The sequence below is a fragment of the Petrotoga sp. HWHPT.55.6.3 genome (assembly GCF_002895495.1).
GTDB lineage: Bacteria > Thermotogota > Thermotogae > Petrotogales > Petrotogaceae > Petrotoga > Petrotoga mobilis.
Genome location: NZ_AZRJ01000002.1, coordinates 83,219 through 97,917, shown reverse-complemented (window position 1 = coordinate 97,917; position 14,699 = coordinate 83,219). Strand labels below are relative to the sequence as shown.

13 protein-coding genes and 1 tRNA gene are annotated in these 14,699 nt (G+C 33.3%); 11 read left to right on the top strand and 3 right to left on the bottom strand.

Annotated features, from left to right (window positions below; all coding sequences use genetic code 11):
- Nucleotides 1-52: 52 nt before the first annotated feature.
- The 6 genes from X926_RS00905 to X926_RS00880 are packed head-to-tail and all read left to right on the top strand — an operon-like array spanning nt 53 to nt 6,412.
- Nucleotides 53-1,027: an ABC transporter permease gene (locus X926_RS00905; protein ID WP_103064621.1), complete on the top strand. Its 975-nt coding sequence runs from the start codon at nt 53-55 to the stop codon at nt 1,025-1,027.
- Between the two features lie 6 nt (nt 1,028-1,033).
- Complete coding sequence (locus tag X926_RS00900; RefSeq protein ID WP_103064620.1) at nt 1,034-1,858, top strand: ABC transporter permease; 825 nt, start codon at nt 1,034-1,036, stop codon at nt 1,856-1,858.
- Nucleotides 1,859-1,861: 3 nt separating this feature from the next.
- On the top strand, nt 1,862-2,809 hold the full coding sequence (locus tag X926_RS00895) for an ABC transporter ATP-binding protein (protein WP_103064619.1): 948 nt from the start codon (nt 1,862-1,864) through the stop codon (nt 2,807-2,809).
- A complete protein-coding gene (locus tag X926_RS00890) occupies nt 2,791-3,753 on the top strand; it encodes an ABC transporter ATP-binding protein (protein WP_103064618.1) in 963 nt (320 codons plus the stop codon). Before X926_RS00895 ends, X926_RS00890 begins: the two co-directional genes overlap by 19 nt.
- Complete coding sequence (gene lysA, locus X926_RS00885; protein WP_103064617.1) at nt 3,740-5,032, top strand: diaminopimelate decarboxylase; 1,293 nt, start codon at nt 3,740-3,742, stop codon at nt 5,030-5,032. Before X926_RS00890 ends, lysA begins: the two co-directional genes overlap by 14 nt.
- Nucleotides 5,033-5,035: 3 nt before the next feature.
- The gene (locus X926_RS00880; RefSeq protein WP_103064616.1) at nt 5,036-6,412 is read left to right on the top strand and encodes an NlpC/P60 family protein; all 1,377 of its coding nucleotides are present in this window, start codon (nt 5,036-5,038) and stop codon (nt 6,410-6,412) included.
- A 115-nt stretch (nt 6,413-6,527) separates the two neighbouring features.
- Here X926_RS00880 and X926_RS00875 read toward each other — a convergent pair whose 3' ends face one another.
- Genes X926_RS00875 through X926_RS00865 form a run of 3 tightly spaced genes read right to left on the bottom strand, consistent with a single transcriptional unit; the run spans nt 6,528 to nt 9,502 of the window.
- Nucleotides 6,528-7,358, bottom strand: a complete 831-nt coding sequence (locus X926_RS00875; RefSeq protein ID WP_103064615.1) for a carbohydrate ABC transporter permease — start codon at nt 7,356-7,358, stop codon at nt 6,528-6,530.
- The gene (locus tag X926_RS00870; protein WP_103064614.1) at nt 7,355-8,230 is read right to left on the bottom strand and encodes a carbohydrate ABC transporter permease; all 876 of its coding nucleotides are present in this window, start codon (nt 8,228-8,230) and stop codon (nt 7,355-7,357) included. Before X926_RS00870 ends, X926_RS00875 begins: the two co-directional genes overlap by 4 nt.
- A 9-nt stretch (nt 8,231-8,239) precedes the next feature.
- Complete coding sequence (locus X926_RS00865; protein WP_103064613.1) at nt 8,240-9,502, bottom strand: sugar ABC transporter substrate-binding protein; 1,263 nt, start codon at nt 9,500-9,502, stop codon at nt 8,240-8,242.
- 245 nt (nt 9,503-9,747) lie between these two features.
- Here X926_RS00865 and X926_RS00860 point away from each other — a divergent pair, with 245 nt between their 5' ends.
- The 5 genes from X926_RS00860 (at nt 9,748) to X926_RS00840 (ending at nt 14,680) form a co-directional block, all read left to right on the top strand.
- Entirely contained in the window at nt 9,748-11,433 is a 1,686-nt protein-coding gene (locus tag X926_RS00860; RefSeq protein ID WP_103064612.1) for a beta-N-acetylglucosaminidase domain-containing protein, read from the top strand.
- A gap of 4 nt (nt 11,434-11,437) precedes the next feature.
- Nucleotides 11,438-12,448: a serine hydrolase gene (locus X926_RS00855; protein WP_158245163.1), complete on the top strand. Its 1,011-nt coding sequence runs from the start codon at nt 11,438-11,440 to the stop codon at nt 12,446-12,448.
- Between the two features lie 3 nt (nt 12,449-12,451).
- A complete protein-coding gene (locus X926_RS00850) occupies nt 12,452-13,669 on the top strand; it encodes an anhydro-N-acetylmuramic acid kinase (RefSeq protein WP_103064610.1) in 1,218 nt (405 codons plus the stop codon).
- A 40-nt stretch (nt 13,670-13,709) separates the two neighbouring features.
- Nucleotides 13,710-13,784, top strand: a tRNA-Asn gene (locus tag X926_RS00845).
- A gap of 146 nt (nt 13,785-13,930) precedes the next feature.
- Nucleotides 13,931-14,680, top strand: coding sequence for a hypothetical protein (locus tag X926_RS00840; protein WP_233186647.1), 750 nt, complete (start codon nt 13,931-13,933; stop codon nt 14,678-14,680).
- Nucleotides 14,681-14,699: the final 19 nt, after the last annotated feature.

The window sequence follows — 14,699 nt, the reverse complement described above, 5'->3', positions numbered from 1 at the left end:
AGGGAATAATAACAACCCGCCCCTTTTGGGGCGGTTTTTGGAGGTATTATGCATGAAATATTTGAGAGAAAAGATTTTCTTTTTTGTAATAGCTTTAATTGCTGCACTTACAATCAATTTTATATTACCAAGGTTGATGCCTGGGGATCCTGCTGAAAGAATACTTTTAAGAATGGGTGGAGAAGTACAGCCTGAAGCAGTTGAAGCAATGAGAATAGCACTGGGCGTAGATAAGGAAACGCCAATACTCAAACAATACTTCGCTTATTTAAAAAATACTCTAACTTTTAATTTTGGAGTATCATATTCATATTACCCTGTTGAGGTAAAAGATTTAATCTTTTCTTCTTTACCATGGACTATTGGGCTTGTGGGGATTTCAACTGTAATCAGCTTTATTTTAGGAACTTCTTTGGGCATAAGAGCGGGATGGAAAAGGAATACACCTTTTGATTCTTTTGTAACGGTCATGGGCCTAATAATTAGAGGTTTTCCGTATTTTTGGTTAGCTTTGATTTTGCTTTATGTTTTTGGATTTTTGTTAGGATTATTTCCACTTTCAAATGCTTATTCAACACAAGAATTTTTAAGTGGATGGCGGTTTGTAGGAAGTGTGTTATATCATGGCTTTCTTCCGGCCCTTACACTAGTTTTAGCTTCTTTAGGTACCTGGATTCTAACCATGAGGAACAATATGATATCAACCCTTTCAGAAGATTTTATAGTAGTTGCAGAAGCTAAAGGTTTGAGAGATAAAGAGATTATGAATAGATATGCAGCGAGGAATGCACTTCTACCCAGCGTAACTTCTTTTGGGCTTTCTTTAGGATACATAGTTGGTGGAGCTTTATTGACAGAAATTGTTTTTTCATATCCTGGAATTGGATATTTAATGTATAAAGGGGTTACTAGCCAGGATTACCCACTTATGCAAGCTATTTTTTTTATTATATCTTTATCGGTTTTATTAGCTAACTTTTTGCTTGATTTTATTTACATGTTCCTAGACCCAAGGACAAGGGGTTGATAGTATATGCCAAAAAGACTAAATAAAAAAGCCATTGTAGGTTTATCAATAATATTATTTTTTGTTGTAATAGCTATATTTGCTCCCTTTTTTGCACCTTATGATCCCAACGATTTTGTAGGGACCCCATATAGTGGTCCTACCTTAAATCATCCTTTAGGGCTAGATAGGATGGGAAGGGATATATTATCTCAATTGATTTATGGAACTAGGCTTTCTTTAATAGTTGGTCTTTCAACTGGAGTTTTGATGACAAGTATATCGATATTAATAGGGATGACAGCTGGATATTTTGGAGGATTAGTTGATAGAATACTTTCCACAATAATAGACGTTTTTATGGTAATTCCTGGATTGCCTTTAATGATAGTTATAGCTTCTTATATAAGGATTAGAGGAGTTGTACCTATTATCTTAGTAATAGCATTCACAAGTTGGGCTCCCGGAGCAAGGGTTATCAGATCACAAACTTTAACAATGAGAAGTCGCGAGTTCATTCTTGCTTCAAAAATAACGGGTGAAAAAAGTGGAAGAATAATCTTTTCTGAGATTATGCCAAATATGTCTTCTTTGATTGCTTCTAATTTTTTTATGGCTTGTCTAACTGCAATTGTTGGCGAAGCTTCGCTAGAATTTCTTGGATTTGGAGATGTTAGTTCTATAACCTGGGGGACAATGCTGTATTGGGCCCAAAACAGCAGTGCCTTATTAAATAATTCATGGGGCTGGGTTTTGGCTCCTGGAGTAGCTATAGCAACATTAGGAGCCAGTTTTGCCTTGCTAAATTTCTCCATCGATGAGATTACAAATCCAAGACTAAGAGGGGTGTAAGTAGTGCTTTTAGAAGTCAAAAATTTAAATGCAGGGTATAGAAGTAACAATAAAATAGTGAAGGCAGTTAAAAATGTAAGTTTCAACGTGGAAGAGGATGATTTCTTAGGAATAGCGGGCGAATCTGGATGTGGTAAATCTACTTTACTCTTTTCTATACTCAAACTTTTAAAAAAACCGGGTGAAATTTTTGGTGGAGAAATAATATATAAAGGTGAAAATATTCTAAAATTGGATAAAGAAAAACTCAGAAAGAAAAGATGGGTAGAATTTTCGTTAGTTACACAAAGTGCAATGAATGCTTTAAACCCTGTTTTCAAGATAAAAGATCAGATTATGGATGTAATATTCGAACATAGTAATTACTCAAAAACTGAAGCAATAAGTATGGTTGAAAAGGTTTTACGTATGGTTGGAATTCAACAAGAAAGAATGGATAGTTACCCTCATCAATTATCCGGAGGAATGAAACAACGAGTTGCTATTGCCATGGCTTTAGTTTTTTCTCCGTCATTAGTAGTAATGGATGAACCGACGACATCGCTTGATGTTGTCGTACAAAGATCAATTATGGATCAAATAGATGAAATAAGAAGAGAAAATAGATTTTCAATTATTTTTGTAACCCATGACATATCTTTGTTATTTGAGTTATCAAAAAGGATTGCAATCATGTATGCTGGAGAAATTGTTGAAATTGGTCCCACGAAAGCTGTGTATTCACATCCACTGCATCCATACACTGAAGGATTAATAAATTCTTTTCCAAGGTTAACTGCTACATCAAAAGAATATAGAGGAATACCGGGCAGAATACCAGATCTGTCCAAAGAAATAGAAGGATGTCCATTTAAAGAGAGGTGTATTTATAGAAAAGATTTATGTGATAAAAAACCAGAATTCAAAGAGATCATCCCTGGGAGGTGGGTTGCATGTCATTTTCCCCTGTAATCTCTTTTGATAATATAACAAAAAAATTTTCTATAAGAAAAGGATTTAAAACTCAATATGTTCATGCTCTGAGAAATATCTATTTGGATGTTTTTTCTAAAGAAATCATATCTATAGTAGGAGAAAGTGGTTCAGGTAAAACTACTTTGTTACGGGTATTATCTCGTATTTACCTAGAAAATAATGGAAGTATAAAATTCAAAGGAGAAGTAATTCCTAAAAAACTTAAAAGGAATGAAGAATTAAAATTCCGAGAACAGATTCAGATGATCTTTCAAGACCCTTTCTCTTCGCTCAATCCAGTAAAAAGAGTTTATCAAATATTAAAAAGGCCTCTTGAACTTCATAAATTTGAACAAGTAAACCAAAGAATAAAAGATGTTCTTGAAGAGGTTGAACTTACGCCAGTAGAAAACTTTATCAATAAATATCCTCACGAACTATCTGGAGGTCAAAGGCAGAGAGTAGTTATTGCAAGGGCCATAGTTACAAAGCCTTCTGTAATATTGGCGGATGAACCTACTTCTATGTTAGATGTTTCCATTAGAGCGGGTATAATGAAATTAATGTTGAAAATTAGAGATGATTTAGATACAACATATATTCACGTAACTCATGATTTAGCAGCTGCTAGATACATTTCAGATAGAATAGCCGTGATGTATGCAGGTATGATAATGGAAGAAGGAACAGCGGATGAAGTAGTATTAGCCCCATTACATCCTTACACAAAATTACTAAGGAAAGCCGCACCCGATCCAGACAAAATAACTTCAGAAAAGTTAGGAAATACTGGAGAAGTACCAGATTTAATTAATCTTCCCAAGGGTTGCCCTTTTGAACCTCGTTGTCCCTTTGCTATGGAAAAATGCAAGAATTATCTACCTCCATACTTTCAGGTAGATAACAGAAAAGTGAGATGTTTTTTGTATGAAAATAGATAAAGATGGAGTATTGGAAATTTCTGGGGTAAAAAGTACTCACTTAGCTAATGAGTATGGTACTCCATTATTAGTGTTGGACGAAATTAAAATCATGGAGAACATCAAAAGGATAAAAAATGTCTTCGATAGCGCTGATTATACTAATTACGAAATTGCTTATGCTTCGAAGGCATTTTTGAATACAGAGCTTTGTAGAATTTTACAAAGTGAAAATGTGTCTTTAGAGGTGGTTTCGGGTGGAGAACTTTATATAGCCTTTCATAGTTCGTTTCCTGCAAATAAAATTTTTTTTAACGGCAACAGTAAGGCTAACGAAGAATTAATTATGGCTCTAGAGAATGATGCAGGTCACATTATAGTTGATAATGAAGATGAATTTAGAAACATTGATAAGATCAGTAAAAGATTAAGAAAAAAGGCAAAAATTTATTTTAGGGTTATCCCCAACATCTCTCCAGACACTCATAAGTATATTTCAACCGGTCAAAAAAATTCCAAGTTTGGGATGCCTTTTGATGACATGTTGAAACTTATTAAATCCATCAAAAATTCTGAAAATTTGGAGATAAAAGGTATTCATGCACATATAGGTTCTCAAATAAACGAGGCAGAACCTTATGTGGAGTTAGTAAAAACTTTTTTTGATCTTTTAAACAAAATAAGAGGAGAAACAGGGGTTGTTTTACCAGAAATTGATATTGGTGGAGGATTTGGTGTAGCGCACTCGACTTTTGAAAAAGCTATAGATATTCAGAATGCTATAAAAGGGGTCATTCAAGAAGTTAGATTTTTGTCAAATGAGTTTCATTATCCTTCTCCAAAAATAATAGTAGAACCAGGTAGATACATTATTTCTAACGCTGGGACCACACTTTACACTGTTGGCACAATCAAGAAAGCCGAAAATAAAAAATACGTAGTTATTGATGGAGGTATGGCTGATAATATTAGGCCTGCATTGTATGGCGCAAAATATGAGGCGTTTATTGCGAATCGTCCAAAGGAAAAAACGAACTTAGAAAAGGTTACAATAGCTGGTAGGGCTTGTGAATCAGGAGATATTTTAATTGAAGATACCTACCTTCCAGAAATAAAACCGGGAGATTTGTTAGCGATCCCCTCTACTGGAGATTATACCTATTCGATGTCAAGTAATTATAATGGTTTTCTAAAACCCGCCATTGTTTTAGTCAAGAATGGAAAACACAAGGTGATAACAAGAAGAGAAATTTACGATGATTTAATAAAAAGGGATGTTGAAAATAGCGAATGGAGATAAAGAATGGTAAATGAATTTATATATACTCATTTAAAAGATAAAAGGTTATATGATCCTGATTTTTGGATAGATAGGTTGGATAACCCCGATGAAATTTTAATGGATGAATATGAAATAAAATCATTCAACCATCTTCTTCATAAGAAGATGGTTGAATCTCATCTAGAAAACTATTATTACGATTTTTCAAATGCAAAAAGTGAAATAACAGGGAATGATTTTATAAAAGAAATTGAAAAAGTAATGCCAATGGAAGATTTAAAAAAATTAATCGAAGAAAATTTATTTTTCAAAGATAGTGAAAAAATAAGACCTTTGAACAAAGATAAGTTAAAAGAGTTTCTTTCAAATTTTCGAGATTTCAAAAAAGGGATTTCTGGGGATATTCCGATATCTTTTGGCTTAATAACTGATAGAAGCGGCTTAAAATCACTACCTTTTAAATATCCATTGGGAATAACACCAAATTATCCTTTTCATGATATTACCAGGCTCACTACTCTTTCACCAGGAGAACCGATTTTAATATACAGAAGAAGTTTTAAACTAAATTGGTATTTTGTTCAGAGCTCTTTTTATTCAGGATGGACAAACAGAAAAAGTTTAATTGAAGTTTCTAAAAAAGAATTTTTTGATTACAATAAATCAACAAGAACTCTAATATTGATGGAAAGTAAAGTTTGCACCGAAGAGTTGCTTACCATTGGTAAATTTCGTTTTCAGATGGGAGATAAGTTAGTTCTAGCAGATGAAAATGAAACAAAAAAATTTTATTTTGAAATGAACACCCTATTTCCTGAAGGGTGTTATCCGATAAAAATCCCTCTTAAAAATAGATTGGACAATGAAACATATGGGATTTTTCCAGTTTCTTCGGCAAAAGAAGTAAAAACTTCTTTCCTTGATTTCAACCAGAGAAATTTAATTAAACAAGCGTTTAAAATGGTTGGTGAAAGATATGGCTGGGGAGGGAGCGATTACAATAGAGATTGTTCACGTTTCATAATGGATATATTTAAGTGTTTTGGAATATATTTGCCAAGAGATACTAAGTATCAAGAAATCATGACTCCTGCTGAAAGAACTTCTTTTCCTCAGCAAACAGAGGAAAGGAAAATAATTTTAGATGGTTTAAAAACCGGGGATATTCTTTTTATGAAAGGTCACGTTATGATGTATTTAGGTAAATTTGGAAATGAATACTATGTAATACATCAAGGGGCGGGCTTTAAAGAGAAAAAAACTAATGGAGATTTTGAGAGTTTCGATATTCATGGTACATTTATCATGCCTCTTTCTGCTTATACTTTAGGTACGAGAACTACTTATTTGGACTCTCTTTCATCTGCTGTAAAAATCACACAAGTTCTTAAAATATAAAAATTAACAGTGTTTATATCTTTCTATCTTTTTGGGGGAGGTATATTTTTTGAAATTTTTTTAGCTTTTCTAAAACTTTTTTGTCGAAAGAAGAAATGATTGTTAAAAATCTTTATCAATCTTTTAAGCTTCCCTGTGTAAGCCCTGCGATAATATACTTTTGTGAGATGGAAAATACTATAATTGTTGGTAAAAGAGCGATCACGATTCCTGCAGCCAGCACATTCCACTGCACACCAGCCTTTGATACAATGGAATATAGTCCTACAGGTACGGTATATTTGTCGGAAGTATTTAAAAACATCACAGCAGTAAACAGCTCGTTCCAGTTATTCACAAAAGAAAAACTAAGAATAGCCGATAAACCAGGTAACATTAAGGGAATAGTGATTTTGAATAGAGATTGGATTTCATTACATCCGTCAATTAAAGCGGCTTCTTCGATACTTTTTGGAATTCTATCAAAAAAACCCTTAGCCATTATTGTACTAAAAGCTGCTCCAAAACCGCTATAAATTATCACTAGGCTTATGAGTTTATTGATTAAATTTAAATTTGAAAACATTGTGTATTGTGGAACCATGATTAAATAAGTTGGGATCATCTGAGAAAAAAATAAGAATAATATAATAGGATATTTCCATTTGAATTCTTTCCTTGAAAGTATATACCCACTTAACATGGCAAATATTGTTGAAACAAAGGAAGCGCCTAAAGATACGAAAATACTGTTTACAAAATACCTTTTAAAATTGACGAATTCAAATAATCTCTTGTACCCTAGTAAAGTAGGATTATTTGTCCAATACTTAATTGGAAATGAGTATATTTCCTGCGTGGGTTTTAACGAAGTTAATATAATCCAGTATAATGGAAAAATTGCAAAAATAAAAAACATAGATAGTAAAATTATACGTATAAATTTAGGCAAAAATTTTTTCTTCATAGGCTAAACTCCCGTTTAGAAGTTAATTTTAAGTACATGATAGTATAAATGAAAAGAATTGTAATAATAACCACACCATGTGCTGCGGCTTTACTATAGTCTGATTCATAAAAAACGGTATTTATCATCTTTACAGCTAAAATCTCAGTACTTCCACCAGGTCCACCACGTGTCATGCCGTAAATGATATCAGGGAAATTCATAACCCATATAGTTCTCAATAAAATGGTATTTATCAGAGTAGGTTTTATATATGGTATAGTGATATTAAAAAGCTTTGTGAAGTAACCTGCACCGTCGATTTCCGCAGCGTCGTAAAGAGAATCAGGGACAGACTGTAAGGCTGCTAAAATCATAATGGCAAAAAAAGGTATTCCATACCAAACATTCACTAAAATAACAGAAAACATTGCTAACGAAGGATCCGAAAGGAAACTAATGTTTTCTTCAATAATTCCAATTTTTATTAATATATCATTGATCACCCCAAATTGACCATTTAACAACCATGACCATATTAAGCCTATGGCAAATCCAGAGATTGCCCATGGATAAAAGACTAATCCTGCATATATGCCTCTACCTTTAAAAGGCTCTTTCATTAAAAGAGCTAAAATAAAACCTAAGATTAGCTGGAAAAGCACAGAGAATAAAACCCATTCCAAAGTGTTCCAAATAGTATCTATATAAAAAGGGTCGGAAAAAATGGCTTTAAAATTTTCAAAGCCTATCCATTCAATGTTTTGGAAGTTATAAAGGGAGTAATTTTTAAAAGACAACATTACCCCACTGATAGTGGGGTATAAAATGATAAAAGATATTAATAACAAAGTGGGTAATAACAAGAAAAAAATGAATTTTCTTCGTTTCAATTAAACCACCTATTTAATGCCTGCATCTTTCCAAAAGTCAGTCCATTGTTTTAAGCAACTTTCCACAGAAAGTTGCCCGAGCAACACCTGCTGCATTGTTTTTTCCTGGAATTCATTCCACTTTCCCCAGTTTTCATTATCTAAGGGGTACTGAGTGAATTGATAATGTTCGGGATCGTCAAACATCCTGGTCCAACCTTCGAAAATTTCTGAGCTGAAATATGAATCGTACGTATAAACTGATTCTAATACTGGTAAAGCACCATAACTCTTGCTCCAATATCCGTTTATTTCAGCTGAAGCAACGAATTTAATGAATTTCCAAGCCAAATCCTTATGTTCTGAATATGTAGGAATTCCCCAGCCAACGAATCCAAAGGAAGGGTAAGCTTTTCCACTTGTTCCTAGGGGAAGTGGGGCAGTTTTATATTGGCCTGGTTGAAGCATTTCGTTTAGCATGCCAGTGGTGTCAGGATCTTGAAATAATAGAGGCGTTATGCCAGAAACAAATGAATTAACTTGCTCATCCCATCCCCAGTTAATTGAATCTTTTGGAGATGTGTCTTTATACAAACTAACATAGAAATTTAACGCTTCTACAGCCCTTGGATCTTCAAAAATAATTTCACCAGATTTAGTTAAATACATATTGTTTGGATCTATATCATCAAAGAATGAAGTGATAACAATATCAATAAACGCGGTTGGATAACCCTTACCTCTAAATGCGAAACCATACTGATTTTTGCCGGATTCTGTTAATGTCTTTGATATTTCGTACAATTCAGGCATTGTTTTTGGATAGTTTTCAATCCCGTATTTTGCTAAAATATCTGGTCTGTAAAAGAGTGCTTTTACAAAAATGCCGTGAGGTAACAAATAAGGGATACCTTGATAAATGCTGGTGGCTTCTAAAACCCCTTCGACCATGTCATCTTTTTCAGGCCAAGACTCGATATAAGGAGTCAAATCTTCTAATTTCCCCATAGCAGCTAATGCACTTAAATCCCAGTCGCCTATCTCTACAATATCAAGTGGTTGTTCTGTACTTACCATTAAATTGATCTTTTGATAGGCTGTTTCGTATGGTGGAGAGATAACATTAATTTTTACTCCAGGATTCAAAGTCTCGAACATTTGTATTATGTTGTTTAAGGTAGGTGTTCTGTAGGGGCTTGAAAAGGCTTCAATTAAATTCAAAGTTATAACTTCTTCAGAAAAAACGAACAAACTAACAATCAAAACACACATTAAAACAAATAATTTTTTCATAAAACACACCCCCTAGTTTAATAAGTTTTGTATAATTATATCATATCTGCGAAAAAGATGAACATTTTAAAAATAAACATGATATAATACAAAAAACAATTATTGATAATAAAGTAATTACTTTATCCCATATTAAAATATTTTATAAATAAAAAAAGGCTGGGGAGCGGGGCGAAGGGGCGCTAAATCAAGTTATAGAATTTTTAAAAACAGTATTTATTTCATATTGGAATGGAGGAGTTTTAATGGAGTTGTTTCTTAGATTAAATCCAAAACCCAAAAAGTTATTCTATGAAGGTGCAAATATTCACTTTGAAAGTTCAAAGCTCTCTATTTTCAAAAATTTTGAAGAAGAAAGTTTCGTTAAGATTTTTCCGAGTGAACATTTTGTTTTTGTAAAAGACCCAGTTAATGCCGACTTAAAAATAGAATCTTTTATTTCTCCTTCTGAAAAGGACTTAAATGAATTTATCAAAAGCAATGATATAGAGTTAAGCATCGATATTATGGATTTAGAAAGCTATTTGATTAAAGTCGAAAAAGAAAATAGGACGGTTAAAATCTTTTCTAAATCAAAGAAAGGTATTTTCTATGGGCTACAAACTCTAAGACAACTTATTGACTTAGAAAATAAACTTCTGCCTGTAGTTGAGATATTCGATTCTCCTTCTTTTAAAATGAGAGGAGTAATTGAAGGTTTTTATGGGGAACCATGGAGCCATCAAAACAGATTGGATATGATAAATTTTTGTGGAAGAAATAAAATGAATACCTATTGGTACGCTCCAAAAGACGATCCATATCACCGGGAAAAATGGCGAGAGGATTATCCAGAGGAAGAAATGGAAAAAATAGATGAGCTAATAAAAGTCTCAAAAGACAATTTCGTCGATTTTGTGTTTTGTGTAAGCCCAGGACTTAGCATGAAATTTAGCGATCAACAAGAGTTTGATTTATTGTGCAAAAAATACTATGAAATTTTAAGTAAAGGTGTAAAAAAATTTGCTATTCTTTTCGATGATATCCCTGAAAAATTGAATTACGAAGAGGATGAAAAAAAGTTTGAAGGGAATTACGGTTTGGCTCAGACGTATATAGCAAACAAGTTATACGAATTTTTAAAGGGGAAAGATTCAGAGGTTAACCTGTACTTCTGCCCAACTGAATATTGGCAGGAAGAGGATTCGATGTACAGAAGGACGATGAAAGAGAACTTAAATCCTGAAATTCCTGTAATATGGACAGGGAATGGTGTATGGTCAAAAAGAGTAAGTAGAAAAAACGCAGATAAGATTTCAAACCAGTTCGGTCATGATTTGATCTTATGGGATAATTATCCGGTAAACGATGCAGATCAAGGCGAACTTTTCTTAGCCCCGTTAATGAACAGAGAAAACGACTTATGCATTTCAAGAGTAAAAGGGGTTATCTCAAATCCGATGAATCAGCCATATGCATCGATGCTTGCAGAACAAACAATAGCTGATTATCTTTGGAACTCAGAAGGTTACGATCCTTGGCGTTCTTGGAACAAATCTATTTTTAATTTGGTAGGGTCAGACTTTTTTGAAGATATGAAATTATTCAGTGAAAATTTTCTAAAATCGAGAATTTTTGAGGAGACATCCTTTAAGTTGAAAAGTCTAATAAAAGAATTCAGAAAAGATCCTTTGAATAAGGGAAAAGAGCTAAAGGAATATTTAGAGAGGTTGGGCAATCTTGAAGGAAAATTGAAATATTTAAAAGATAAAAAGTTATATGAAGACATACATCCATGGTTAAAAAAGCTTTCCCAGCTTGCAGAAATCGCTAGTAAACTGCTTAGTTCTAATGAAAAAGTTGAGATAAAAATTGAAGTAGATAAGTTAGACTCTTATGTGGTTTGTGATGGTATTTTAGAAAGATTTATAGAAGATTTCGAAGGGAAGTGATGATTTGAAAGACAAAGATATCGAATCTTTAAACGAAATTGTTTCATCGGGAGTAAATAATGTGTATACAGGGGCATCCATTTTAATAGGTAAAAATCAAGATATATTGTATAAAAATACTTTCGGAACAAAAGATGAAAAAGAAAGACTTACTGAAGAGGATATTTTTGATTTAGCAAGTGTTACCAAAGTGGTTGGAACTGCAACCGCGGTTATGAGACTAATAGATGAAAAGCAAATAAAATTGGAAGATAAAATAGGCAAATTCAAAGAGGTAAGTAGTCCAAAAAGCGAGGTTACAATCTTCGAATTATTAACTCATACTTCTGGAATGCAAGCTTATTCAAATCTATGGGAAGAGTATCGAGGAGAGGAATTGCTTAAGTACATAATCAATATTCAGCCCCAAGAAAATGCCTACAAGTGTTACGAATATTCTTGTTTAAATTTTATAACACTTATGAAAATTGTTGAAGAAGTTACTCAAAAGAATTTCAAAGAGTATGTCGAAGATATTTTTAAAAAAATAGGGATGGCAAATACTTGTTTCAATCCAAAGAATAAAGATAAAGCCGTATCCACATCTATCCGAGAAGGTAAAAGGTTGAAGGGTGTAGTAGAAGATGAACTTGCCTACTCTTTGGGTGGAGTAAGTGGTAACGCAGGTTTGTTTTCTAATGCCAGTGATTTAAGGATTTTCATAATCAGCTTGTTAAATGGGGAAATAGTTTCAAAAGACACTTTGGATCTTTTTATAACTACGTTGGTAAAAAGAGGGGAAAATACTACTCATATAGCCTGGATGGCTCCACCTGTTGCAGGATGCCAATACTCACTTGATAGTACAGGATTCGGCCACAATGGTTTTACAGGTACATCCATTTGGATTAGAAAAGACGGGTTATTTTCAATATTTTTGACAAATTCTGTTTATTACGATAGATTCTTAAAAAAACCTGAATTGAATGTGATAAGAAATAAGATAAATAATATAATTTTTCGAAAAGATCATTAATAAATGAACACTTTGGAAGTAAAAGGAGAAGATATTATGTTGGTGATAGGTTTAATGTCAGGGACATCACTGGATGGAATAGATGCTGCACTAGTTGAAATAAGAGAAGAAGGGCCACAAAAGTTAAATGTAAAAGTTGTTAATTTTATAAATACACCGTATAGTAAAAAAATGCGAGAAAAAATTCTAGAATGTTCTGATCCCAAAACGGGTAGCGTTGACAAAATCTGCAGATTGAATTTCGAGCTTGGAGAATTGTTTGCTCAAGCCGCAAAAGAAGTCGTTGAATCAAAAGGTTTAAATATGCAAGATGTTAGTTTAATAGGTTCCCATGGGCAGACTATATACCATTATGTAAGTGATGATTTTATCTCCACTTTTCAAATTGGTGAAGCTTGTGTAATAGCAGAAAGAACAGGAACTACAACCGTCACCGACTTTAGAGCCAGAGATATTGCAGCCGGTGGTCAAGGAGCACCACTCGTACCTTATGTTGATTATATTTTGTTTAAAAGTGATGATTGCAACAGGGTTATGCAAAATATCGGAGGGATAGGAAACTTCACCTATATACCAAAAAAAGCCAAGATAGAAGATATAAAAGGTACTGACACAGGCCCAGGGAATATGCTTATAGATGGAGTAGTTCAGATTCTAAGCAACGGCGAGCAAAGTTATGACAAAGATGGAAAGATTAGTAAAAATGGGAAGATTTCTGATACGCTTTTAGCAGAACTAATGGCTCATCCTTTTATAAAAAAAGAGCCTCCCAAAACCACAGGAAGAGAAGTTTTTGGGTTAAAGTATGCCCAAGAGATAATAAACAGAGGAAAAAGTATTAAATTAAACGACGAAGATATTGTTGCAACCGTAACAGCTTTTACCACTAAATCAATTGCCGATGCCTATCTAAGATTTATAGGTACTAACATAGACCAAGTTATAATCTCTGGTGGAGGAAGTTATAATCCTACTTTGGTATCGATGATAGAAGATTATGCAAAAAAGATGATAAGCAAAAAAGCTTCCGTGATGGTGCTCGAAGAATTAGGTTTTTCAAGTGACGCTAAAGAAGCGGTAGCGTTTGCAGTGATAGCTTATCAAACTTACAAAGAAAGAAAAAATAATGTACCTCAAATAACTGGAGCCAAAAGGTTTGTTACCCTTGGTGAAGTAGCCCCCGTAGATAAAAATAAAAATATTGACAAAACACCATTTTGATGATATAATCATTTTTGGATTTTGAAAGTATTTTATTTTTTCCGGGTTAGCTCAACGGTAGAGCGGGTGGCTGTTAACCACTAGGTTGGGGGTTCGAATCCCTCACCCGGAGCCACCATAGTCGTATCATCCCCTCATAGCAGCGAATTATTTCGCTGCTTTTTTTGTTTTTGTATCTAAATGGTATAATTGAAATAAATTATAGAATATGCAAAAACTTAAAATGAGGTGATATCAATTACACCAAGATTTTCGAAAACATTGAAAAAAGCAAAAATAGAATTTGACAAAATTCATCACTTTTTGGTAAGAGATCCTGTGGTGAAAGAAACCTTGTTTACTTCAAGTTCAACGGTTTATTCTGTTTTAAGAACTATTAACTTGTTTTTTTCTTTTGTTGTATTTATCCCTATTATAGGAAGCATTTGGGATTTTAACTTACCACATTTTTTAGGATACCTTTTAAGTGCTTTTGGAGTTTATTTAACTTGGGTTTTTGAATGGGTAACAAAATCTACGATTCTTGAAGAAATACGTACAGTAACAATAATACAAATTTCTTTACATAGTGTATTTGGTATGTGGTATCAATTTTATGATCGCTTTGAAATTTACGATTTTATTCTTCATTTTACAGGAGGTATTTGGCTTTCATTTCTTATATATCCATTGGTGATGGGTTCTGAACTAATCTGGACTAGGATGAAAATGTCTTTTTTCTTTCTAAAAGTATTTGTTGTTACCCTCTCTATTGTTATGACACTAGGAGTATTTTGGGAAATAGGAGAGTTTACTTCGGATCTAATCTTTAGAGATTATCCTGGATACAGATTGGCTCAAGAGGATAGTCTTTTTGATACAATGACGGATTTTATCGGAAACTTAATAGGAAGTTTAGCGGGAATATATATATTTTGGAACACTCTGAAAAGATTGAACAAAACTCGTGATATGGATTCCCTGTTAGGAAGAATCGGATCAGCTTTAAGAGATTATGTGAATTCTTTTTAAAAACGTTCATAGAAGGAGG